The 23,782-nt window shown below is 58.5% G+C and carries 23 protein-coding genes; 11 read left to right on the top strand and 12 right to left on the bottom strand.

Going from position 1 to position 23,782, the window contains the following annotated elements; all coding sequences use genetic code 11:
- Positions 1–172: 172 nt before the first annotated feature.
- From D5125_11865 to D5125_17105, 4 genes are all read right to left on the bottom strand, one after another.
- Entirely contained in the window at positions 173–769 is a 597-nt protein-coding gene (locus D5125_11865; protein QFY90125.1) for a DUF3782 domain-containing protein, read from the bottom strand.
- A gap of 610 nt (positions 770–1,379) precedes the next feature.
- A complete protein-coding gene (locus D5125_11860) occupies positions 1,380–1,955 on the bottom strand; it encodes a DUF3782 domain-containing protein (protein ID QFY90124.1) in 576 nt (191 codons plus the stop codon).
- Positions 1,956–2,528: 573 nt separating this feature from the next.
- On the bottom strand, positions 2,529–3,179 hold the full coding sequence (locus tag D5125_11850; protein QFY90122.1) for a DUF3782 domain-containing protein: 651 nt from the start codon (positions 3,177–3,179) through the stop codon (positions 2,529–2,531).
- Positions 3,172–3,360 carry a hypothetical protein gene (locus D5125_17105; protein QPB72249.1) on the bottom strand — a complete coding sequence of 63 codons (189 nt, stop codon included), beginning with the start codon at positions 3,358–3,360 and terminating at the stop codon, positions 3,172–3,174. The genes D5125_11850 and D5125_17105 overlap by 8 nt, the downstream gene beginning before the upstream one ends.
- Positions 3,361–3,790: 430 nt before the next feature.
- On the opposite strand from D5125_17105, the gene D5125_11840 reads away from it, so the two are divergent.
- The 5 genes from D5125_11840 (at position 3,791) to D5125_11820 (ending at position 9,169) form a co-directional block, all read left to right on the top strand.
- Complete coding sequence (locus tag D5125_11840) at positions 3,791–4,285, top strand: GspH/FimT family pseudopilin (protein ID QFY90121.2); 495 nt, start codon at positions 3,791–3,793, stop codon at positions 4,283–4,285.
- Positions 4,286–4,346: 61 nt separating this feature from the next.
- Positions 4,347–5,054, top strand: a complete 708-nt coding sequence (locus tag D5125_11835) for a hypothetical protein (GenBank protein QFY90120.2) — start codon at positions 4,347–4,349, stop codon at positions 5,052–5,054.
- Between the two features lie 12 nt (positions 5,055–5,066).
- On the top strand, positions 5,067–6,338 hold the full coding sequence (locus tag D5125_11830; protein QFY90119.1) for a hypothetical protein: 1,272 nt from the start codon (positions 5,067–5,069) through the stop codon (positions 6,336–6,338).
- 47 nt (positions 6,339–6,385) lie between these two features.
- Positions 6,386–8,704 (top strand): hypothetical protein, encoded by a 2,319-nt coding sequence (locus tag D5125_17100; protein ID QPB72248.1) that lies wholly within the window; start codon positions 6,386–6,388, stop codon positions 8,702–8,704.
- A gap of 114 nt (positions 8,705–8,818) precedes the next feature.
- Positions 8,819–9,169 (top strand): type IV pilin protein, encoded by a 351-nt coding sequence (locus tag D5125_11820; protein ID QFY90117.1) that lies wholly within the window; start codon positions 8,819–8,821, stop codon positions 9,167–9,169.
- A 143-nt stretch (positions 9,170–9,312) separates the two neighbouring features.
- Here D5125_11820 and D5125_11815 read toward each other — a convergent pair whose 3' ends face one another.
- A complete protein-coding gene (locus D5125_11815) occupies positions 9,313–9,552 on the bottom strand; it encodes a hypothetical protein (protein ID QFY90116.2) in 240 nt (79 codons plus the stop codon).
- Between the two features lie 891 nt (positions 9,553–10,443).
- Between D5125_11815 and D5125_11810 the strand changes: the two genes are divergently transcribed.
- Together D5125_11810 and D5125_11805 are read left to right on the top strand one after the other, a co-directional pair.
- Positions 10,444–10,698, top strand: a complete 255-nt coding sequence (locus D5125_11810) for a type II toxin-antitoxin system HicA family toxin (protein ID QFY90115.1) — start codon at positions 10,444–10,446, stop codon at positions 10,696–10,698.
- Positions 10,695–11,033: a type II toxin-antitoxin system HicB family antitoxin gene (locus D5125_11805; protein ID QFY90114.1), complete on the top strand. Its 339-nt coding sequence runs from the start codon at positions 10,695–10,697 to the stop codon at positions 11,031–11,033. The genes D5125_11810 and D5125_11805 overlap by 4 nt, the downstream gene beginning before the upstream one ends.
- Before the next feature lie 282 nt (positions 11,034–11,315).
- Here D5125_11805 and D5125_11800 read toward each other — a convergent pair whose 3' ends face one another.
- Positions 11,316–11,993, bottom strand: coding sequence for an RNA-binding protein (locus tag D5125_11800; protein QFY90113.1), 678 nt, complete (start codon positions 11,991–11,993; stop codon positions 11,316–11,318).
- A 145-nt stretch (positions 11,994–12,138) separates the two neighbouring features.
- Here D5125_11800 and D5125_11795 point away from each other — a divergent pair, with 145 nt between their 5' ends.
- The 4 genes from D5125_11795 to D5125_11775 all read left to right on the top strand — a co-directional run bounded on the left by D5125_11795 (position 12,139) and on the right by D5125_11775 (position 17,856).
- The gene (locus D5125_11795; GenBank protein QFY90112.1) at positions 12,139–13,002 is read left to right on the top strand and encodes an HDOD domain-containing protein; all 864 of its coding nucleotides are present in this window, start codon (positions 12,139–12,141) and stop codon (positions 13,000–13,002) included.
- Positions 13,003–13,183: 181 nt separating this feature from the next.
- The gene (locus D5125_11790) at positions 13,184–15,733 is read left to right on the top strand and encodes a leucine--tRNA ligase (GenBank protein ID QFY90111.1); all 2,550 of its coding nucleotides are present in this window, start codon (positions 13,184–13,186) and stop codon (positions 15,731–15,733) included.
- A 609-nt stretch (positions 15,734–16,342) separates the two neighbouring features.
- A complete protein-coding gene (locus D5125_11780) occupies positions 16,343–16,861 on the top strand; it encodes a hypothetical protein (protein QFY90109.1) in 519 nt (172 codons plus the stop codon).
- A complete protein-coding gene (locus tag D5125_11775; protein ID QFY90108.1) occupies positions 16,858–17,856 on the top strand; it encodes a DNA polymerase III subunit delta in 999 nt (332 codons plus the stop codon). The genes D5125_11780 and D5125_11775 overlap by 4 nt, the downstream gene beginning before the upstream one ends.
- A 49-nt stretch (positions 17,857–17,905) precedes the next feature.
- On the opposite strand, the gene D5125_11770 is transcribed toward D5125_11775, so the two are convergent.
- From D5125_11770 to D5125_11745, 6 genes are all read right to left on the bottom strand, one after another.
- Positions 17,906–18,943 (bottom strand): porin, encoded by a 1,038-nt coding sequence (locus D5125_11770; protein ID QFY90107.1) that lies wholly within the window; start codon positions 18,941–18,943, stop codon positions 17,906–17,908.
- A 375-nt stretch (positions 18,944–19,318) separates the two neighbouring features.
- Positions 19,319–19,561 (bottom strand): hypothetical protein, encoded by a 243-nt coding sequence (locus tag D5125_11765; GenBank protein QFY90106.1) that lies wholly within the window; start codon positions 19,559–19,561, stop codon positions 19,319–19,321.
- Positions 19,562–19,564: 3 nt separating this feature from the next.
- Positions 19,565–21,712, bottom strand: a complete 2,148-nt coding sequence (gene feoB / locus D5125_11760; protein QFY90105.1) for a ferrous iron transport protein B — start codon at positions 21,710–21,712, stop codon at positions 19,565–19,567.
- 250 nt (positions 21,713–21,962) lie between these two features.
- Positions 21,963–22,388 (bottom strand): helix-hairpin-helix domain-containing protein, encoded by a 426-nt coding sequence (locus D5125_11755; GenBank protein QFY90104.1) that lies wholly within the window; start codon positions 22,386–22,388, stop codon positions 21,963–21,965.
- A gap of 74 nt (positions 22,389–22,462) precedes the next feature.
- Positions 22,463–23,014, bottom strand: a complete 552-nt coding sequence (locus D5125_11750; GenBank protein ID QFY90103.1) for a DJ-1/PfpI family protein — start codon at positions 23,012–23,014, stop codon at positions 22,463–22,465.
- A complete protein-coding gene (locus D5125_11745; protein ID QFY90102.2) occupies positions 22,954–23,745 on the bottom strand; it encodes a divergent polysaccharide deacetylase family protein in 792 nt (263 codons plus the stop codon). Before D5125_11745 ends, D5125_11750 begins: the two co-directional genes overlap by 61 nt.
- Positions 23,746–23,782: the final 37 nt, after the last annotated feature.

The following is a 23,782-nucleotide window of genomic DNA, read 5'->3' as shown; positions in this document are numbered from 1 at the left end:
AGGGCCTGACGAAGGGCCTGACGAAGGGCGGAGTCCGGGGTTGCTGCTGGGCAGGGCCACGCCTAACCTTTGCCCCTCCGAGCATCAGATCGGAATTTTCGGGGCTCGGAGCTCCCAGATTGACATGTATTTAGTGGTGCTTGGGTGGCAGCAGTCTAACTCCTTCTGCGCCTTACCAAGACATCGGTATGAATTGGGCTTCGTTGCGGATTTCCATGGCATTGCCGGATTGCGCCAGCACGAACAGCCCCTTGCGGTAGGCATAGCGGCTCACGTCTTCTGCCAGCACCATGGCGGCCACCCCGCCCAGCAAGGTGTAGGGTTGGTATTGGGGGAAGCAGGCCTTGAAGCCCTGCAGTCGAAGCAGGTGCTCATCCACGTCCTCGCAGCTGAGGCGGGATTTGCACTCCACCGCGATCACGGTGCCCGTATCCACCACCAGCAGATCGATTTCCATGCGGGACTGGCGATCATCACCGTAGGCCACCAGATTCGACAGCACCTGATGCACCGGCAGGTTGCGCCCCTGGAACAGCTTGACCACGGCAGGACGCACCATCTCCTGAACAAACTCGCCCAGGCGGTTGCCGTGCTCGCCTAGCTGCTTGGCCAGTGCCTTGATCTGGCGGTTAGTTTCTTTCTGCTGAAGAGCGGTTTCCTGCTGGCTCTCCTTCATCAGGCGCTCGGTTTCCTTCTGCGCCAAGGCAAGCTCCTGGATCGTGCGCCAGACATCGTCAAAATTGGGGGCTGGTGTATTGAGGTTAGGCATTCGTTGGTCCTGCACAAGGGGTATCTATGACCATTGTAGCGGCTATGGCCGGATTGGCGAAGTCTTTGGCTCCCCGCTTGCCCGGTCTGAGATAACGCCCTGTGCTTTCCACCAACGATCATGGGGCGAGGCGGCCACCCCGGAACATGAAACATCTTCTAATCGATGGGACGCAGAGGACGCAAAGAAGCGCAAAGGACGCAGAGAAGAATGAGGAAGAAGTAGCCCGGATGCAGCGAAGCGATGTCCTGAGCGGCGTCCTGAGCGGCGTCCTGAGCCTGCCGAAGGGCCTGCCGAAGGGCCTGTCGAAGGGCGGAATCCGGGGTTGCTGCTGGGCAGGGCCACGCCTAACCTTTGCCCCTCCAAGCATCAGATCGGAATTTTCGGGGCTCGGAGCTCCCAGATTGACATGTATTTAGTGGTGCTTACTGTGAAACATCCGTGGCAATTTTCGAGTCCCGAGTCCCGAGTCCCGAGTCCCGAGTCCCGAGTCCCGAGTCCCGAGTCCCGAACCCCGAGTTCCGAAGCGGCCAAGAGATGTTTCATGTTCCGGGATGGCGCTGTCCGCTCCATGTCCGTTGGGCGGCAGCAGTCTAACTCCTTCTGTGCCTTACCAAGACGTTGGTATGAATTGGGCTTCGTTGCGGATTTCCATGGCATCGCCGGATTGCGCCAGCACGAACAGCCCTTTGCGGTAGGCATAGCGGCTCACGTCCTCTGCCAGCACCATGGCGGCCACCCCGCCCAGCAGGGTGTAGGGCTTATATTGGGGGAAGCAGGTCTTGAAGCCCTGCAGTCGAAGCAGGTGCTCATCCACGTCCTCGCAGCTGAGGCGGGATTTGCACTCCACCGCGATCACGGTGCCCGTATCCACCACCAGCAGATCGACTTCCATGCGGGACTGGCGATCATCACCGTAGGCCACCAGATTCGACAGCACCTGATGCACCGGCAGGTTGCGCGCCTGAAACAGCTTGACCACCGCAGGACGCACCATCTCCTGAACAAACTCGCCCAGGCGGTTGCCGTGCTCGCCTAGCTGCTTGGCCAGTGCTTTGATTTGCTTGTCGGTTTTACTCATACGCCGGTCGGCTTCTTTCTGGCTCTCCTTCTGCGCCAAGGCAAGCTCCTGGATCGTGCGCCAGACATCGTCAAAAGTGGGGGCTGGGGTGTTGAAACTGGGCATTCTTTGGTCCTGGACAAGGGGTATCTATGACCATTCTAGCGGCTACAGCCGGATTGGCGAAGTCTTTGACTCCCCGCTTGCCCGGTCTGAGATAACGCCCTGTGCTTTCCACCAACGATCATGGGGCGAGGCGGCCACCCCGGAACATGAAACATCTTCTAATCGATGGGACGCAGAGGACGCAAAGAAGCGCAAAGGACGCAGAGAAGAATGAGGAAGAAGTAGCCCGGATGCAGCGAAGCGATGTCCTGAGCGGCGTCCTGAGCGGCGTCCTGAGCCTGCCGAAGGGCCTGACGAAGGGCCTGACGAAGGGCGGAATCCGGGGTTGCTGCTGGGCAGGGCCACGCCTAACCTTTGCCCCTCCGAGCGAGCGCTCGGAGCTCCCAGATTGAAATGTATTTAGTGGTGCTTACTGTGAAACATCCGTGGCAATTTTCGAGTCCCGAGTCCCGAGTCCCGAGTCCCGAGTCCCGAACCCCGAGTTCCGAAGCGGCCAAGAGATGTTTCATGTTCCGGGATGGCGCTGTCCGCTCCATGTCCGTTGGGTGGCAGTAGTCTAACTCCTTCTGTGCCTTACCAAGACTTTGGTATGAATTGGGCTTCGTTGCGGATTTCCATGGCATTGCCGGATTGCGCCAGCACGAACAGCCCCTTGCGGTAGGCATAGCGGCTCACGTCTTCTGCCAGCACCATGGCGGCCACCCCGCCCAGCAAGGTGTAGGGTTGGTATTGGGGGAAGCAGGTCTTGAAGCCCTGCAGTCGAAGCAGGTGCTCATCCACGTCCTCGCAGCTGAGGCGGGATTTGCACTCCACCGCGATCACGGTGCCCGTATCCACCACCAGCAGATCGATTTCCATGCGGGACTGGCGATCATCACCGTAGGCCACCAGATTCGACAGCACCTGATGCACCGGCAGGTTGCGCGCCTGAAACAGCTTGACCACCGCAGGACGCACCATCTCTTGGACAAACTCGCCCAGGCGGTTGCCGTGCTCGCCTAGCTGCTTGGCCAGTGCCTTGATCTGGCGGTTAGTTTCTTTCTGCTGAAGAGCGGTTTCCTGCTGGCTCTCCTTCATCAGGCGCTCGGTCTCCTTTATGCGCTGATCGGCTTCTTGCATTCGCCGATGCGCTTCTTTCTGACTCTCCTTCTGCGACAAGGCAAGCTCCTGGATCGTGCGCCAGACATCGTCAAAATTGGGGGCTGGTGTATTGAGGTTAGGCATTCGTTGGTCCTGCACAAGGGGCATCTATGACCATTCTAGCGGCTATGGCTGGATTGGCGAAGTCTTTGGCTCCCCGCTTGCCTGGCCTGAGGCAACGGCCTATGCTTTCCACCAGTTCCAGGTAGTCGTCGATGCTGAAGGGGATAGCGGCCTTGAGGCGTGCCGTGGCATCAAAAGGCATCAGGGGTGTGGGGCGATCTGGGCCAAGTGGCGTTCACAGCGTAGCTTGATGCCGCTTAGATTGGGCTGTACGGATGATTCTGGCGGGCTGCTTGCCGCTTCGGGGGGCTCTTGCGCGGATGCAGGTGTTTCTGGCTAGGCCTTGCTCTGTTGATTTGCAATGCGCTGTTTTACAAGGAGGTTATTTTTTTGGGTGACAAATATGGGTTAGTTAAGCGGGGCGCTCCATGACCGTTACTGTGAAACTTGCGGCATCCATCCATCCACCAAGCATTACCGCCCATCAAAAAATAGCGGCCAACCGACCCAGATAGGGCTAAAGTTGTCTCTAAGAGAGCAGCAACAGATTTTTACAGAGGGCAACAGCCTTGAGATTGAAAGTCGCCAGTACGTTACCCCTGCTTTACCAGGACATCAGGCACACCAGAGGCGTGACCCTGATTGAGGCCATGATGGTGGTGGCCTTGATTGGAATTATTGCTGCACTTGCCGTGCCCAGCTTTGCAGAATTGATTGAGCGTAACCGCCTGAAAGACGTGGTAGAGACCTTCAAGGCAGATATGCAATATGCTCGGACAGAGGCATTCAAGCGCAGCAGCAACATCCATATCAACCGCACAGCGGGTAACGCTGGCACATGGTGCTACGGCATAGGCACAGCCGCCTGTGACTGCACCCAAACAGATGCAACGGCTGCGGATTTCTGTGATCTCAAACGGGTATCAGGTACAGATTCTCAAACCACCAATCTGCTGACAGGTGGTAATACAGAAATTAATTTTAGACGTGGCACCCTAGCGGCAGGTGGTGGAACCTTTACCACATCCAAGTACGCAGCCCGAGTGACCTTCAGCGATGTTGGCCGCATTAGAATCTGTAATGACTCAAATTCCAGTCTAAAGGGTATTTATGGTACATGTAACTAACATTCAAGCAGGGCATCCTGTCGATATAAGAGGAGCAAAGGGCTTTACCTTGGTAGAGCTCATGATAGCCCTTACCTTGGGACTCATTGTTGTGGGCGCAACCATTGCAGTATTCATATCTACATTGCAAGGCAGTTCTGCGGTGGTGCGTTCGGCCCGATTAAATCACGATATGGATTCCTTGATGTCTCTAATGACCAATGACATACGACGTGCAGGTTACTGGGGCGGGGCTGGACCGGACATGGATCTCAGTGGAAACCCTTTCATGACCGCTGCTGAAAATATACAGATTATCGGCGGTAACTGTATCGTCTACAGCTATGATGCTAATAGAGATGGCCACCCCGACATTGATGATGATGAAGATACTAACGGCACTGTAATAGATGAAAATGAGCGTTATGGATTCAGGCTAAATAACGACGGCAGTGTTAGTATCAGGTTAAGTGCGACAACCACCGCCAGTTGTACCGACGGCAATTGGGAGCGGATTACTTTGCAAGAAGGCGGCGAGGATATCCAAATCACAAACTTGCAATTTACCTTCAATGGCTCAACCTGCGACAACTTCAATGACAGCCTAGGTTCTGATTCCACTGTTGATTGCTCAGGCCTGACTACGGCACCAGCATCAGGAGATAACTTATTGGTCAGGCGGGTTGTTACCATCAATATGGCAGGGGCATCGGCCAATGACGCCGGCATCGGCAAGATTATCCAGGGAAGTGTAACCTTGCCCAATGATCGTCACATCCTTGTACCTTAAAGGGCACACGCCATGAGGAATCCCATTTCATTCTCTAGCCCCTATCCAAAGGCCCAGCAAGGAATGGCCAGCCTGCTTACTGCATTGGCCTTGATGATAACCCTGACCATCATCACCTTCTTTACGGCCAAAATTGTGCTCAATGACACCCGAGTCAGTGCCAATCATTATCGCACCACCCAGGCTATTCAGGCCGCCCAGGCAGCACTGGACCATGGTCTTGCCTATTTCAAGGGCGTTGTAGATACGGATGGGGACGGCATTGCCGACGGTGATGCCGATTTTGTGGGTGCAAACACCTTCACAATACCCGCAGCAAACCAACAACCCACTGAGACCAATTGTACCATGCCTACGGCAGCTAATACCCCAGCGGGCAGAGTCATATTGCCAGACACACTAGGGATGTTTTGGTTTAATTTCAATACAACTGCGGGGGAGCCCTGTAGTGATACCAATGGCCTTCAGGCTGAACTGGTTACTAGAGGCTGGAGTGATGACTGTACTGCCCAACGCACCATATCTGTCTGTGTAGGTTATGGCTCCTTTGGCTTGGGAGGGGGTAGCCCAAAGCAGCCCTTTATTACCCGTGGCTCAGTGGGAGCTTTCGGTAACGCCATGATCATCAATCGTTTCAATAACAGCTCTATCTGGGCCGGCGGCAGCGCCAGCCAGGTAGGAAACGCCTTTGAAACCTACCTACGACCATCCAATACCCTGGTAGGCGACTACACCAATGCCCAGCTAATCGATGCCGATGAATCACAAAACACCCAAGAGGTATCTAATGGCGATGCCGGATTTGGCATAGATGTAGTGTATGGTGACCCTACTCTAGCCAACAAGACGACAGATGAGTTTTTCGCCATGTTTTTCAACTCTACCAAGGATGACGTCAAGGGTGTCGCTGAACTATTAGATCAAGTCTATAGTGATGGTGCCAGTCTAGACGGCGAAAAGGGGTATGTTTGGGTAGAAGGTGATGCCACTGTAAATGCCACTACAACAGTGGGAAGTTTAGACAATCCCGTAGTTCTGGTTATCGATGGCGACTTAACCTTGAACGGTGGCGCAGAAATCTACGGCATTGTTTATGTTACTGGTGAACTGAAAATGACAGGTACCCCTGCCATTTATGGCTCTGTTATCGCAGAGGATCAATCTACTGGTGGTGTAGGTGGTACGGTTGACCTGATCTATGTGCCCTATGGCAGCCATGGCTTTGCTGACCCATCTGCCAAAGGTGGTGGTACGACAATTCCAGGCACCTGGCGAGACTGGTGACAGCTAGTTTTCGATTATAAGTTATTTCGCTTTGAGGTATTTTTACTATGTACCAAGCAATAAATAAGAAATACACGCAAGGTGTTGGCCTTATAGAGGTCATGGTCACCGTAGTGGTAGTTGCCCTAGGCCTACTGGCATTGGCCAATTTACAGACAGGGCTCATGCGCGAAAGCGGCACCAATAAAGCACGAGCCGAGGCCAAAATGCTCTGCGAGCAAAAGGTAGAGGAACTGCGCGGCCTGTATTCATCAACAGACTTTGCAGCTATTACCAACTCAGCCAGCGCAGAATCCATAACCGGTAAAAATGCCACCATTGAGCGAGAATGGGCTGTAGTAAATCTAACCAATCCGGCGCGTAAACAGATTGTTGCCACCTGTTCTTGGTCTGAAGCCGATGGCCAAGAGACCGATGTCAAGGTAGAGAGCATCCTTGCCTTTAAAGACCCCAAAGATGCCTTGCTAGCAAGTGCATTCGGTAAGGGTGGTGGAGGTGGCTCTGGCGGTGCAGGCCCCAGCCTTACCGGCGGCTCCATGGATGATATTACTGAGACTATAGCCATCCCCGAAGACATGAAGGGACAGGTTACTGCTGGTCAGGTTATCGAAATAGATGGCAAACTCTACATAGTAAATACGTCGGAGCAGTCTGCGTCAAAGACCGACCTGTGCAGCAATCTAACCCCTGCCGTCAGTGAATTTGAGGGCTTCAGGGCACGCCGGGTAGATTACGACAGTGAATCCGGTGCCGAGGCCATTGAGCTATTCAGTTTCTCTGAAGTCAACTCATCCGAGTACTGCACACCACAGGTTCGCTTCAATGGTGGTGTCATCATTCCCATCCGTGGCATTGTCCATTCTCGTGCCAGCGTAGGAACAGGTAATAATACAAGCATTCTTGATGTCAAATTGTTCAGTTTTAATGCCACAGAAACAGGAGCCTTTTGCGTATTTAACCCCCCAGCTGATGCTTCAAGCCATCCTTATGTATGCTATATCGGTGGCAACTGTAAAAACAACACCAGTACTGACTCAATAGAAGGCCTTGAAACAGACTTCACCAAATGCCCAGCCGTACAGTACAGCTACGCCAATGTTGGAGAAGGTGGTTGGCGCGGCAAACTGGGCCTTCTTGGCATAGCCCCCCAGAACCGCAATGTCTGCTTTGCCGAAGAACTGCTTGGAGAGCCCAACACACGGGATACCGCCAGGAACTACTTCGCCCGGCGAAACAACCTCAACGAAGGCATCAACATTCCCTACAACTGTCATGATTTTTTGATTATCGATGGCCAGGCCAATAACAAGCAACTACACCAGGAATGCGTGAGTCAGGCTACATCCATTGCTGGCTTACAGTTGGCTTCCAAGGAAATCATGAGGACTATCTCAACTGGTGTAAATTATTATGATCCGATTGCCGATATTACCTACTGCGGTGGTGCTGTAGGTACTGATTATATTGTCACAGGCAGCTATACTAATGCCATTGGCGAACCAAGCATCAAGGCCAATGTTGGGCTAAACTCATTTGACTGCAATATTGATGTTTCTTTGGCATCCTATTCCTGTAGCTTCAAAACCACAGCAGACTCGGTAATCATATATAGTGATTATGATGGCCAGCGCTATGAATGTGATTCATTACCTCTTAGTAGCAGTACGCTGACAGGTTGTACGCTTAATTTCCCAACCTCTGAGAATCCAGCTTATAACATTCAAGGCTATCTGGTTGGCACAGAGACAGAAACAGCTACCTTTACAGTCACGATTGATGATGGCATTGGCACCTATAACTGCCCACTAAGCACCTATGCTGATGGCAAACAGGGCTTTGTTTGCACATTTAACTCATCAGCTACCTCGGCAACCCTTACCCCTTTCTCTTACAGTTATACTACAGACCCTATATCCAGCCCTCTAACTCTGCCTACCTCCACCCCCTATGAGATGGATGCTGGTAATTTTGTGGTACAACCTAAGGTGATCGAAACGATCAGCGGTACAATTCAGATAGCCAACGACAACAACTTAAGCAACTTGGATACAGTTGCCCTAAATATTAGCGAGGGATCATGCAGCTATTCGGGCACTCCAACTTGGGATAAAAACTCTACAGCAAACTACGCCTGTGAAGTGCCTGCAAATCAGTCTTTGAGCATGTCAGTTTCTGTTGATCCAGCTTGTGCCAAGGCGCAAAATAGTAATACGGCAGCTAAGAACCTGACAATTACAGCATCTGGCTACAAGTCAGGCACATCCACATCAGGTGGTAGTCTGGTCTTGGCAGATATCAATATTTCGGCCAACCAGACTATTAACTTCTTGATCGAAGAAGGCACCACTGATTGTGGCACTAACTAAAACTCCTACCTGAGCCTAAAAATCAGGTCTCAGGTGGATGTTTCTGGAAATTAAGCAACTAAAGGCCTTAGTGTGAAACACCAAACAACAAACGGTTTTACCTTGATAGAACTTATGATTGTGGTTGCCATTATTGGCATCTTGGCCGCCATAGCTTATCCCTCATATCAAGATTATGTCTTGCGGGGCAAACGCTCTGATGCCCTTGCAGCGCTGAGCCAAGCTGCACAACTGCAAGAAAAATACCGTGCCAGTAATCCCACTTACGGGACATTGGCACAGGCAGGTATCAGTGCCACATCACCGGATAACTATTACAGCATAACTGTACCTACCAACACAGCGACGGACTACACGATTACTGCAACTGCTGTAGGTTCACAAACCGCTGACACTGCCTGCCTCACCATATCTTTAAACCGCGCAGGCACCTTTACACCAGCAAGTTGTGCTGGCCGTAACTAAACAGTAATCAGGCCAAGTCCATCTTAATCGCTGGGTTAAACACACACCGCAGCTGAGTAGATTGAACGCGCAGGAAGAAGAACAGGACACACGCCCAAAAAAACCGATGAACGCGACATCCTGCTTGCCTGCCCTGGCCCGGATTAGCCCAGCCAACCCATCAACCCCTGGATTAACCCCGCCAGCATCAGGCCGATGCCGAGGATGCCAGCGCCTACCAGCAGGATATCGAGGGCGGTTTCGGCCTTGCCCAGCCGGGGTGGGCGCTGAAAGGTGCCGCTGCCGCCGTACATGAAGTGCATGATGGCGTAGAGCAGCGCGCCCAGGGCCATGGGACCGGATTGGAGGGAGGCGGCGATGGCAAAGGGCATGAGGAGCAGCATTTGGCCATGGTGGTCCAGTGATAGCCGCTCGCCCAGCCGCTGCCAGCGGCCTGGTGGTACAGAGCAAAATGGGGTCAGGTCTAGAATCACAAACCCTTTGCGCCCTTTGCGCATCTTGGCGTCCTTTGCGATCCGGTTGATTAACGCACATAGGGCGGCCCGTGGCCGCCGCGCCGCTTATCACAGTGGCTGGCCGACGGGCGCGGCCCGCCCTATGCCGCTAAAATCCAGACCTGATCCCTTTTCACTAACACCTCCGAGCCAGCGCTCGGAGTTCCCAGGCGCGACGAACAACCCGCAAACCCTTTGCGCCCTTTGCGATCCGGTTGATTAACGCACATAGGGCGGCCCGTGGCCGCCGCGCCGCTTATCACAGTGGCTGGCCGGCGGGCGCGGCCCGCCCTATGCCGCTAAAATCCAGACCTGATCCCTTTTCACTAACACCTCCGAGCCAGGGCTCGGAGTTCCCAGGCGCGACGAACAACCCGCAAACCCTTTGCGCCCTTTGCGCATCTTGGCGTCCTTTGCGATCCGGTTGATTAACGCGCATAGGGCGGCCCGTGGCCGCCGCGCCGCTTATCACAGTGGCTGGCCGGCGGGCGCGGCCCGCCCTATGCCGCTAAAATCCAGACCTGATCCCTTTTCACTAACACCTCCGAGCCAGCGCTCGGAGTTCCCAGGCGCGACGAACAACCCGCAAATCCTTTGCGCCCTTTGCGCATCTTGGCGTCCTTTGCGATCCGGCTGGTTAACGCACATAGGGCGGCCCGTGGCCGCCGCGCCGCTTATCACAGTGGCTGGCCGGCGGGCGCGGCCCGCCCTATGCCGCTAAAATCCAGACCTGATCCCTTCTTGCTTTCCCACGCAGGCTAGAGTGCTATCATTAATGCCGTGAACAGCAAGCACCGCAAAACCCGCGCCGAACTCTTTACCGACCCGGTCAATGGCAACATGAAATGGTCCCGCATCGAATCGCTGCTGATGGCGATGGCCTGCACCCTGATCGAAAGCAGCGGTTCATCCGTTACCTTTGCCAGAAACGGAAGGAAGCTAACCATTCATCGGCCGCATCCGGGTGACGATGCCCTGAAATATCGGATCAAACTGGTGCGCGAATTTTTACGGCAACTCGGAGAGGCCCCATGAACAACACCATGACCTACAAAGGCTATCAAGCCAGCATGACATTCGATCCTGACGACAAGATCATCGTCGGCCGCGTGCTGGATATTGACGACATCATCGGCTTTCACGCCGAGTCGGTAGTCGGGTTCGAGCAGGCGTTTCATGCTGCCGTGGATGATTACCTGGCGGCCTGCGCCAAACTCGACCAAGAACCCGACAAGCCTGCCAGCGGCCGACTGATGCTGCGAATTGACCCAGCGATCCATGCCGCCGCCATCAAGGCCGCCAAACGCCAAGGGCGCAGTCTGAACAAGTGGGTTACCAAGGTGTTGGCCGAGGCGGCGCATTCAGCCTGATTCCCGTCCATTTACAGTTACAGCAGAACAGGGTCTAAAATCCAGACCTGATCCCTTTTCACTTACACCTCCGAGCCAGCGCTCGGAACTCCCAGGCGCGACGAACAACCCGCAAACCCTTTGCGCCCTTTGCGCATCTTGGCGTCCTTTGCGATCCGGTTGATTAACGCACATAGGGCGGCCCGTGGCCGCCGCGCCGCTTATCACAGTGGCTGGCCGGCGGGCGCGGCCCGCCCTATGCCGCTAAAATCCAGACCTGATCCCTTTTTGCCCGACAGTCTCCTATTTGCCTTCCTTGGGGTCTTCCATTTCCTTGAGCTGATCGCTCAGGTCTATTACCTCTTGCTCCGATTCCCCGGCGCTGCCCAGGGGGGCGGCGTTGCCGGGCTTGAGGGCGGCCCCTTCCGGGGCCTTGGCTGTGTTCTCCTGCGCTTGGCGCTGGTCCAGCCGGATGGTGCTGCGGTTGCTGGGCGCGTCTGCGGCATCGGGCAGGTCCACGGCCTCCCAGCCCAGTTCCCTTTCCGGGCCGTCTTCAAAGATCTTGCGCTCGGGCATGGCGTCGTCGCCGCCGAAGGCTTGGTTGCCGGTGGCCAGGGAGCGGATGCTCAGGTGTGTGCGGCGGGCATCCTTGACCAGGGCCTTGCCCTTGAGGTTGCCCAGACTCTTGCGTTGGTCACCGGGTCTGCGGTAGAAGAAGCGGCGCACCTCCACCGGCTTGCCGTTGATCTTTTTGCCATTGAGGGCCTTGACCGCCTGGTCGGCGGCCTCATCGCTGATGAAGTAGGCCAGGCCGTGGGCCTCGCGGCCGCCGGTGTCGCGGTCGAGGATGTTGAGGATGTCGCAGTGGCGCAGCTTGGCCTTGTTCCAGAAGGCCAGCGGCAGCCCCAGGCCGGAGCGGACGAAGCGCTCCAGTTCCTGCAGGGTGGTGCTGTTCGGAATGAAGGTGATGATGATGTTCATGTTGGTGTCTCCCCCTTTGCGATGAATGTTAACCTATGGATCAGGGGAGGGACAGCGCCAGCCCTGAAGATAGGCCTCTTTCTGCTTGACGGACCGAGTTGACTGGACTTGGCGTGGATTGAATTTTGACTGACTGGAGACCGATTTGACCTCGGATGAGAATAAGAGTGGCAAGGCCCTTGAGCAGCAACGGTTTCAGATGCTGCAGGACATTGCCGGGGAGTTGTCGGGGGATGTGGTGTTCCCCTGCCATTTTGATTTGGTTCTGCGCCTGCGTTCTGCCCTGAAGGCCCCGCAGCTGTCTGAAGATCAGCTGGTGGGCCTGCTGCAACTGGACCCACTGCTGAGCGCGCGCCTGGTGGGGCTGGCCAATTTGCCGGATTTCGGACCGCTGGATGGGCCGGTGTATGACCTGCCCTCGGCAGTGGCGCGGCTGGGCCTGCAACGGGCGCGGGTGCTGGCGCGCAAGCTGGTGGTGCGGCAGTTTTTGATCGGTGGCCCGGTGAGCGTGTTCAGTGACCTGTTGTTTGGCTTTTGGCGGCATTCGTTGAAGACGGCCAGCGCCGCGCTGGTGCTGAATCGGCATTTTGCTCATTTTGACCCCGGCGAGGCCCAGTTGGCCGGCCTGACCCATGATATCGGGGCCTTTTACATGCTGTTTCGGGCGGCCCAGTATGAGGAGCTGCGCCAGCGGCCGGAGACGGTGAAGTATCTGATCGGCAAGTGGCACGATGGCCTGGGTCATGCCTTGCTTGGGGCCTTGGGCCTGCCCTCGCGGCTGGTAGATGCCGTGCAGGACCACGACACGCCCCGGCCCCGTTTGGACCAGATCAACAGCCTGAGTGATCTGGTCCATGTGGCCAACAGCCAGGCCGGTGCCGTGGTAGAGCAGCGTTACATGGATATTTCGGCTCAGGATCCCGGCCAGCAGGGGCTGAACCCCAAGTTTACCCAGCTGGGGGATGAGATTCAGGCGCAGTTTGACGAACTTGTCGCGCCCTTGGGCTAGCTATTACCTGGATGGGCCGTTTCCGGTATGCTTGCGGGCCTGAAATGACCCTAAAACGAATATTTAGCCACAGAGCCACAGAGCACACAGATAAAAAGCCTAACTACCTGACCCTCTCCCCGAGGGGGAGAGGGAACAATAGTTAGCTCACCCCTTCAACCGCACCCCGGCCCCAGCAATCATGCAAGCATCCTACGAACCCCAATCCCTTGAAGCCGCTGCCCAGAGCTATTGGGAAGCGCAACAGAGCTTCCGCGCCCGCCCCGATCCGACTCGGGAGAAGTTCTACTGCCTGTCCATGTTCCCCTATCCCAGCGGCAAGCTGCACATGGGTCACGTGCGCAACTACACCCTGGGGGATGTCATCGCCCGCTACCAGCGCATGCTCGGCAAGAACGTGCTCCAGCCCATGGGTTGGGATGCCTTCGGCCTGCCAGCGGAGAACGCGGCGATCAAGCACGGTCGCCCGCCGGCGGAGTGGACCCGCGCCAACATCGCCGAAATGAAGGGCCAGCTCAGGCGTCTGGGCTTTGGCTACGACTGGTCGCGGGAGCTGGCCACCTGCGATGCGGACTATTACCGCTGGGAGCAATGGCTGTTCACCCGCCTGGTGGAGAAGGGCCTGGCCTACAAGAAGCTGGCGACGGTGAACTGGGACCCGGTGGACCAAACGGTGCTGGCCAACGAACAGGTGATCGACGGCAAGGGCTGGCGCTCCGGCGCGCCGGTGGAAAAGCGCGAGATCGAGCAATGGTTCGTCAAGATCACCGACTACGCCCAGGAACTGCTGGATGATTTGGAGCAGCTGGAGCACTGGCCGGAGCAGGTGCGCACCATGCAGCGCAACTGGATCGGCCGCTCGGTGGGGGTGCAGATGCGCTTCGACATTCCCGGTCAGGCGCCGCTGGAGATCTACACCACCCGCCCGGACACCCTGATGGGCGTTACTTACGTTGCCGTGGCCGCCGAGCACCCCCTGGCGCTAGCCGCTGCTGAACACGACCCGGCGCTGGCCGCCTTCATCGCCGAATGCAAGCAGGGCGGGGTGTCCGAGGCGGAGCTGGAGACCATGGAGAAGAAGGGCCATGCCCTGGGTATCAACGCCCTGCACCCGGTCAGCGGCGAGCCGGTGCCGGTGTATGCCGCCAATTTCGTCCTCATGGGCTATGGCACCGGCGCGGTGATGGCGGTACCGGCCCACGATCAACGCGATTGGGAGTTCGCCGAGAAATACGCCATTGCCAAGCAACAGGTGATCTTCAGCGTCGATGGCAGCGACTGCGGCATAGACCAGGCGGCCTATGTGGAAAAGGGCTTGCTGCAGCATTCCGGCCCCTTTGATGGCCTCAGCTCCGAGCAGGCCTTTGATGCCATCGCCGATTGGTTGGTGGAGCACGGCAAGGGCGAGCGGCGGGTGAATTTCCGCCTGCGCGATTGGGGCGTGTCGCGCCAACGCTACTGGGGCTGCCCGATCCCCATGATCAAACAGGCCGATGGCAGCAGCCAGCCCGCGGAAGCCTTTCCGGTGCTGCTGCCGGAGGATGTGGTGGTCGATGGCTCCGGCTCACCGCTGAAGAAGATGGCCGCGTTCTACGACCTGGGCGATGGCCGCCAGCGCGAGACCGACACCTTCGATACCTTCTTTGAATCCAGCTGGTATTACGCCCGCTACTGCTGCCCCGGCAACGACCAGGCCATGCTGGACGAAGAGGCCAACTACTGGCTGCCGGTGGATCAGTATGTGGGTGGCATAGAACACGCCGTGCTGCACCTGCTCTATGCGCGCTTCTTCAACAAGCTGATGCGCGACGAGGGCCTGCTGCGCTGCAACGAGCCGTTCAACCGCCTGCTCACCCAGGGCATGGTGGTGGCGGAAACCTTTTATCGTGAGCGCGCCGATGGCGGCAAGGACTGGTTCAACCCGGCGGATGTGACCCTGGAGCGCGACGACAAGGGCCGCCCCCTGGGTGCCCGCCTGCATAGCGACGGCGAGCCGGTGCAGATCGGCGGCATCGAGAAGATGTCCAAGTCGAAGAACAACGGCATCGACCCGCAGACCCTGATCGACCGCTACGGCGCCGACACGGTGCGGCTCTACACCCTGTTCGCCGCGCCGCCGGAGCAATCCCTGGAATGGTCCGATGAGGGTGTCGAGGGTGCCCATCGCTTCCTCAAGCGGGTCTGGGCCCTGGCGCTGCGGCTGCAAGACCTGCCCGATGCGGCCGGGGCAGCGCTGGATGAGAACCAGCAGGCTCTGCGCCGGGAGATCCACCAGACCCTGAAGAAGGCCCTGTTCGATTATGAACGTCAGCAGTTCAACACCGTGGTCTCCGCTTGCATGACCCTGGTCAACAGCCTCAACAAGCTCGGCGATGGCCCGGCGGATGCCAGCCTGCTGTGCGAGGGTCTGAGCCTGCTGCTGCGCCTGCTCAGCCCCATCGCCCCCCACGTCAGCCATCATCTGTGGCAGACGCTGGGCTTTGGCGCGGACATCCTCCAGGCCCCCTGGCCCGAGGTGGACGAGACTGCCCTGGTGCAGCAGCGCATCGCCTATGTGGTGCAGGTCAACGGCAAGGTGCGCGCCAATATCGAGGTGGATGCCGAGGCCGATCAGGCCAGCATCGAGGCTACCGCCAAGGCCAACGAAAACGTGCAACGCTTCATCGGGGATGCCACAATCCGCAAGGTCATAGTGGTGCCCAACAAGCTGGTCAACATAGTGGCCAACTAGAGGCGTTAACAAACCGGATCGCAAAGGACGCCAAGATACGAAAAGGGCGCAATTGACGGGATCACCGGTGGCCTGGCCGCGCCCGCCGGCCAGCCACTGTGATAAGCGGCGCGGCGGCCACGGGCCGCCCTATACGCTGCCAGTGAAATGCAGAACAACATGTCGAAAATTTCAGGACGCAGAGGATTGAATTTTTCTTGTACAAACACCTTTACCACTCCGCGCTCTCCGCGCTTCTTTGCGCCCTCTGCGTCCTTTTGCATAGGGCGGGCCGTGTCCGCCGACCAGCCACTGTGCTGAGTGGCGCGGCGGCCACGGGCCGCCCTATTCGAATCGATGGGCCGAGGTTTGTGGGTAATCAGAAACACCTTTACCCCTCTGCGCTCTCCGCGCTTCTTTGCGCCCTCTGCGTCCTTTTGCATAGGGCGGGCCGTGCCCGCCGACCAGCCACTGTGCTGAGTGGCGCGGCGGCCACGGGCCGCCCTATTCGAGTCGATGGGCCGAGGTTTGTGGGTAATCAGAAACACCTTTACCCCTCTGCGCTCTCCGCGCTTCTTTGCGTCCTCTGCGTCCTTTTTGGTTCCGGCCTGGCCGGGTTAGGAGACTGAGATGTCGAAACAGCACTTGTTTTTCCCCTTGTTGCTGATAGTTCTGCTCAGCGGCTGTGGCTATCAGCTGCGCGGTACCGACGGCGGCATGGCCATGCCGCAGATCAGCCCGCTCTACATCAATGGCCTGGCCCTGGCCGACCCCTTCACCCAGGTGCTGCGCAATAACCTGCGCGGGGCCGAGGTGGAGCTGACCGACAACCCCGCCGAGGCCAGGCAGACCCTTTATGTGTTCAATCACCTGCGCGACAAGCGGGTACATTCCATCGGCTCACGCGGCAAGGTGCTGGAGTATGAGCTGATCGAGCAGCTATCCTTCCGTCTGGGTAGCCCGCCGGACCGGCTGGAGCGGGAACAGGCCCAGCAGCTGCGCGTCAGCCGGGTCTATACCAACCCGGAGACCGAGACCCTGGGGCGTCAGTATGAAGAATCCGAGCTACGCCGTGACATGCACCAGCAGCTGGCCAGTCGGCTGCTGCGGCAGATGGCCCATCAGGTCAAAGCCGCGCAGGGCCAATGAGACTGAAGCCGGAACAACTGGCCACCCAGCTCAAGCGGCCCTTGCCGCCGGTGCTGCTGCTCAGCGGCGACGAGCCGCTACAGATGCTGGAGTGCGCCGATCTGGTCCGCGCCCAGGCCCGTACCCAGGGCTTTAGCGAACGCATCCGCCTGGAGACCCAGGCCCATTTCGACTGGAACCGGCTGGCGGATGAGGGTGCCAACCGCTCCCTGTTTGGCGACCGCCGCCTGTTTGATCTGCATCTGCACTCCAGCGCCATCGGCAACGAGGGCAGCAAGGCCCTGAGCGCTTGGTGCGAGCAGCCGCCCGAGGACAGCCTGCTGCTGATCAATGCCCCCAGGATCGACAAGAAGCAGCTGACCACCAAGTGGCTCAAGGCAGTGGATCGGGTGGGGATTCTGTTACAGATCTGGCCGGTGGAGGCCCGTCAACTGCCCGCCTGGCTGGAGCAGCGTATGCGCGGCCATGGCCTGCAACCGCAGCCTGGGGTTGCCGCCCTGCTGGCGGAGCGGGTGGAGGGCAATCTGCTGGCGGCCAAGCAAGAGATAGACAAACTCCTGCTGCTGCACGGCCCAGGGCCGATCAGTCAGGAGGCCTTGCTGGAGGCGGTTGCCGACAGCGCCCGCTACGATGTCTTTGGTCTGATGGACGAGACCCTGGCCGGTCATCCGTCCCGCTGCGTACACATACTGGCCGGCCTGCGTGGTGAGGGCGTGGCCGAACCTGTGGTGCTCTGGGCCATCAGCCGGGAGTTGCGCGGCCTCTATCCCATGGCCCAGCAAGTGGCTCAGGGCGGCAACCTCAATACCGTGGCGAACGGGGCCTGGCCACCCAAGCGCAAGCCATTGGTCAGCGCCGCCCTCAAACGCCTCGGCCCCCAGCGCCTGCAACAGGCCCTGATCCGCTGCGGCGAGGTGGACGCCTGCATCAAGGGCTGGCGCAAGCAGGACCCCTGGCTGATGCTGGAACGGTTGTGCTTGAACCTGTGCAGGTGACAGAGGACGGAGGACTGATTTCTGTCCTCAGCCCCCCATCTTCCTGTTTTTAGAAGCTGTGCTGTATGCCTACCGACAGACCGTCGTGGTCGGCTACGCATTGGTCGTTGGAGCTCACCGTATCCGCGCAGTTCAGCGCGCCCAAACCCAGGCTGTCGTTATCCAGTGCGGTGTACAGGGCATAGACCTTGGTACGCTGGCTCAGGTTGTGATCCAGGCCTATGGCCCAGTAGTCGAAATCACCACCCACCCGGTTGGAGTCGGAATCACCATACTGCACCTTGAACACATTGTTACCAGCGGCATAGGAGGCGCTGAGCATCAGGTTGTCCACTTCCAGGCCGGTCAGCGGGCCGCTGCCATCCACCTGTTCATAGACCAGGCCAGCGGTAAAGCCGTTGGCCTGATAACCCAGACCCAGCTTCCAGGCATCGGCATCCGCAGCACCGCCAATAGCGGTACCATTGGCGTGGTCTTCATAGGCCAGGCTGGCAAACAGGGGGCCGTTGGCGTACATGGCAGCCAGACTGACGGCGTTGGTGTCGCTCACGCCCAGGGGTTCATCCACCAGATGCTGTACCCAGGCACCGGCCAGGGTCAGGCCATTCATGTCCGGTGAGATGTAGGCAATGGTCTGGGGCACGGTGAGGGCAAAGGAGCCGTTTAGCGCCGTTGAACCAAGCACCACATTGGAATCCGCCAGGGTATCCACAAAGAGATCCAGGGAATCGGTGGCAATCATGTAGGGGGTGTCATGCTGGCCCATGAATACCGTGCCCCAGTCACCGCTCAGGCCGACGTAGGTATTGAAACTGCCAACGCTGTCGTTGATGTTGGATTCGATCTTGAAAATCGCCTTGAGGCCATTGCCCAGGTCCTCAGAGCCCTTGACGCCAATGAAGCTGGCGCGATTGACGCCGGTGGCCCAGTCGGTGTCATCCAGCACGGCGGCGGAATCCGTGTCCAGATAATCCAGGCTGTAGTGCATGGCACCGTAGATGGTCAGGTCCTGGGCCAGCAGGGGGGCGGAGGCCAGGGTGCTGGTGAGGGCGCTGGCGATGGCCAGGGGCAGGAGTTTGTTGCGCATGGGTCTATCCTCGATAGGTTGTAAAGGTGCTGAAATATTAACCCGTAGATCGATTATAGGCAACTGATTTTATTGAATAAATTCAACAAAAATTGCACCAATTTGGGGCCTTTCCGGGGGCTGGCCGTAAAACCCGCACCCTTTTGGTGAATCGCATTGATCTCGGATTCCGCTTCGCTGCATCCGGGCCAGGGGGCAGAAGAAATCCCCCTGCCCCCTTTGTAAAGGGGGGGGATTTGGCGCTCATTCCTTCAAACTTCACCCTTCAAACTTAAGCGCCCTTCGCGGCCAAGGCCGCTCCTACAGCCTTGGGCTGGCCTGTGGGAGCCCTTCGCGGCCAAGGGCGCTCCTACAGCCTTGGGCTGGCCTGGTTGATCACTCCCGCGCACTGTCCTGTTTGGATTTTTCGTCTAACGGCTCGGCACGGATCTCTATGCCGCGCAGGCTGTTTGGCGGCGGTTCGGCTGGGCATTGGTTGCTGCCGCAGCCGCTGCAGCAGCTGTTGCAGCCGCTCTTGCCGTCCAGGGCCTCCTTGATGCGCAGCAACACATAGCCCAATACCACCAGCAGGGTGACCGCCAGGGTCAGATAATCCCAGACTGTCCAGCTGTAGGCCATGGCTCAGGGCCCGACCAGTACCACCAGCAGGGCCAGGGCATAGGCAATGCTGGTGGAGAAGGCCACCATGAAGCCGGTCCAGGCCAGGGACGAGTCGGACTCACGGTAGAACATGGCAATGGTGGCGAAACAGGGCATATAGAACAGGGAGAAGATCATGAAGGCAAAGGCCGAGGTGGCGGTCATGGAGGAGGCAATGGCCGCCCTCAGACCGGTATCCTCCTCGGTGGCCTCCTCACCCTGGGCGTTGAGGACGCCGAAGGTGGCCACTATCACCTCCTTGGCCACAATCCCGGTGAGGATGGCGATGGAGGCGTTCAGGTCAAAGCCCAGGGGGTGAAAGATGGGCTCGATCACCGCACCGATCTGACCCAGATAGCGGCCCCGCTGGATCTCCGCCGCCATGGCGTTGTTCAGCTCGCCGATCTGCTCATTACGCGCCTCGCTCTCCGGCTGGGCCTCCAGGCTGGCGATCTCCTGGGCGTAGTCCTGGGACAGGGGCACCTCCTGGGGGAAGGTCTGCAACAGCCAGATGATGATGGAACCGATGACGATGATGCCGCCCACCTTCTTCAGAAACTCCAGGGCGCTCTCCCCCATGTGGTTCATCACCGCGCTGTAGCTGGGCTTGCGGTAGGGCGGCAGCTCCATCAGGAAGGGCGAGGTATTGGCCCCGCGCACCACCGTTTTGCTGAGAAATACCGCCGCGAACAGGGCCACCACTATGCCGATCAGATAGATACTGAACAGTACGGTGCCGGAGTTGTCGGCAAAGAACACGCTGATGAACAGGATATACACCGGCAGGCGGGCACCGCAGCTCATGAAGGGGATCACCAGCATGGCCACCAGGCGGTCCTTCTTGTTCTCTATGGTGCGGGTGGCCATGATCGCCGGTACGTTGCAGCCAAAGCCGGTGAGCATGGGGATGAAGGCCTTACCGTGCAGGCCGAAGCTGTGCATCATGCGGTCGATGAGAAAGGCCGAGCGGGACAGATAACCGGTCTCGCTGAACAGGGCGATGAAGAAAAAGAGTATGACGATATTGGGCAGAAAGATAATGGTGCCGCCCACCCCGGCGATGATGCCGTTGATGATCAGGTCCTTGAACAGGCCCTCGGGCAGCACCTGGTTGAGGCCGTCCGACAGGGCACCCACGCCCATGTCGATCCAGTCCATGGGGTAGGCACCCAGGGTGAAGGTGGTCTCGAACATCAGCCACATGAAACCGAGAAACAGCGGCAGCCCCAACCAGCGATGCAACAGCACCGAGTCCAATACCCGGGTGACATCCACCCGCTGCAGGGCGGTATCCATGTTCAGGCTCACGGTCTCGTGCATCAGACCGTTGACAAAGCCGTAGCGACCATCGTTGAGCATCAACGCGGCGCTTTCGTCGTGCTGCTCCTTGAGCAGGCGCTGTTCCTCCTCCACCATGGCCATCAGGGCGCTGTGGTCGCTCTCCTGTTGCAATACGCTATCGTCACCCTCCAGCAGCTTGATCGCCTGCCAGCGGATCTGGATTTCGTTCAGCTCATCGCTGTGCAGCTCGCGGTACTTGGCGGTGACCCGCTCTATGGCCTCTTCCAGGTGATCGTCATAGGGGATGCGGATGGGGTCGTGATGGAAGCCCTTTTCCGCCTCCTGCACAATGCTATCCAGCAATTCGGTGACGCCCTTGCCGTTGCGTGCCTCCATCTCCACCACCGGCGAGTCAAGCAGGGTGGAGAAGGTTGCAAGCTCCACCTCGACACCCTTGTGCTGGGCCTCGTCCTTCATATTGAGGGCGATGATGCGCGGCACGCCCATCTCGATCAGCTGGCTGGTGAGCAGCAGGTTGCGCTCCAGATGGCCCATATCCACCACATTGATCAGCATGTCCGGCTGCTGCTGGTAGATGAACTCCCGGCTTTGCAGCTCCTCATCGGTGCGCGAGCTGAGGGAGTAGATCCCCGGCAGGTCAACCACTTCGATGGCCCAGCCCTTGTGCTCGATCACCTTGGATTTGACCCCCACGGTGACCCGAGGATAGTTGCCGGTGCCGCCACGGGACTTGGTCAGCTGATTGAACAGGGTGGTACGACCGGTATTCGGGTTGCCCACCAGGGCGACCTTGATGGGTTTTGCCGTGGTTTGTTTGGGATCGGCCATTGTCGGTCCTTTGCTCGGGGTTGCAGGCGCTGGGCCAGGTAAAAAAACACCCGGCGCAGGGACCGGGTAATGGGAGAGCGAACAGCCTGAAACGGAGGCAAGGGGATAGGGCCATCCACTCAGTTGATAGTGATTATCATAATCAGAGAGTAAGGCCTTGTCCACACTTTTTTGCAGCTTTTGTGGAGTGGCGTTCGGGACTGGGGGCCGGCAACTGACCGCTGAAGGCTGACGGCTGAAGGCTGCCCACTCAGGGCTTTTTGTCTTTCTTGGCCTTTGGCTTACTGGCCTTTTTCTTCTTGGCCTTGTCTTTGTCTTTGTCTTTGGCCTTGCTCTTGCTCTTGTTCTTGGCCTTACCCCCCTTGGCCGCCTTTGCCTTCTTTGCCCCCTTCGGCTTGTCCTCCTGGGTCTTTTTTGCGCTGGGTTGGGGCGTCTCGGTCGCCTTTTCCCGCTCTGCGGTTGGCTCGGGCTCGGGCTGGGGCTGGGGTTCCGGCTGGGCGAGCAGTTGCTGGGCATTGGCGATGATCCTTGCCGCCCGGGCCGGGCCGAAGCCCTTGACCGCGCTCAGGGCCTGGATACTGGCAGCGGCCAGGTCCTCCGCGCTGGTAAGGCCCTGTTCCTTGAGCAGGACGGCGGCGGCCTGGCCTATGCCGCTGACTTGGGTAATCTCGGTCATTGGTGTTCTCCTCGTAAGGGTGACGCTTGGGTTGCAAGCAGACAAGGGCCTGGGACCGACTCCCGAGCCATGAATCAAGGCCGCATCAAGGGGCCTTCCACCTGTTCTCGGGCGGCGCGTCCGAGTAGTTGTTCGATCAGGGTCAGGGCGAAGTCCATGGCGGTGCCAGGACCACGGGAGGTGATTACCCGTCCGTCGCACACCACGGGGCTATCCCGCAGCTGGACCTGGGGCCGCCCCATGGCCTCCAGCAGCCCCGGATAACCGGTGGCCTGACGGCCATCGAGCAGGCCCAGGCCGACCAGCACCCTGGGGGCTGCGCAGATGGCGGCGGTGTAGCCGCCCTGCGCGGCGATGCGCTGCACGAGCTGGTGGATGCGCGGGTCTTGATCCAGGGCATCGGCACCGGCCAGGCCGCCGGGCAGGACGATCATGTCGAATTCCTGCTCCAGCACCTGATCCAGGGCGCAGTCCGGTATCAGTACCACGCCCCGGCTGGCCTTGACCGGTTGATCATCCAGCCCGGCGCTGATCACCTCAAGACCAGCGCGGCGCAGCAGGTCGATCAGGGTGACGGCTTCGAGTTCTTCACAGCCTGGGGCCAGGGGGATGAGGATGCGTGCCATAGCGGGGTTCTCTCTCGGTTCGGGTCAAGCAAGTGGGAGGCCTTGACCAAAGATACAGCGGACTGGGGCAGATTGGCCAGTTTTTGTCGTAAAACGGTAATGGTTTCCGGGTAGGGATGGCCTATGCCTATGGCCTGCCCTCTTTGCTGGGCGATGCGCAGTAGCTGATCGAACTGACGACCGATGCTGGCCGGGTTGCGCTGATGATCGAGAAATACATCCCGCGCCAGGCTGTCCACCTGGGCCTCCTGGGCGATGTCCAGGGCGATGCTTTGGTTGTGGGTGAGGCTATCGATGAAGAACAGGTCGCCATAGCTCTTCAGGCCGAGCATGAGCCAGTGCATGGGCCCGGCGTGGCGTGTGAGCAGACTGCCCATGTGGTTGTTGGCCCCCACCGCCTGGGGTACGGCATCCAGGCTATCGAGCAGGGTTCGAAAAAAATCCTGACGGCCCATGTTCAGGGTCAGGCCACCGGGGTCCAGTTCCTTGCCGGTCAGGTCCTGCATGGGCAGGTGGACCATGATCTCCTTGTTGCGCCGTTCGGCCAGCTGCACCAGCTGCGGGGTGTAGGGGGCATGGGGCAGGAAGGAGTAGGTGATCTCGCCGGGCAGCTCCAGCATGGCCTTGCCGTTGCGCAGGCTGTAGCCCATGTCGTCGATGATGATGGCCATGCGCCCGGCCGACCAGGCGGCCAGGGGCAGCAGGCCAATGAACAGCGTCAGCAGCAGCAATCCCGTCCAGCGGCCAGCGCCCCACCGCAGGGGCGAG

The sequence above is a fragment of the gamma proteobacterium SS-5 genome, assembly GCA_009497875.2.
Taxonomy (GTDB): Bacteria; Pseudomonadota; Gammaproteobacteria; order Chromatiales; family Chromatiaceae; genus Magnetovirga; species Magnetovirga frankeli.
The sequence above is the reverse complement of the archived record's forward strand: the minus strand, read 5'-3'. Positions and strand labels throughout refer to the sequence as shown.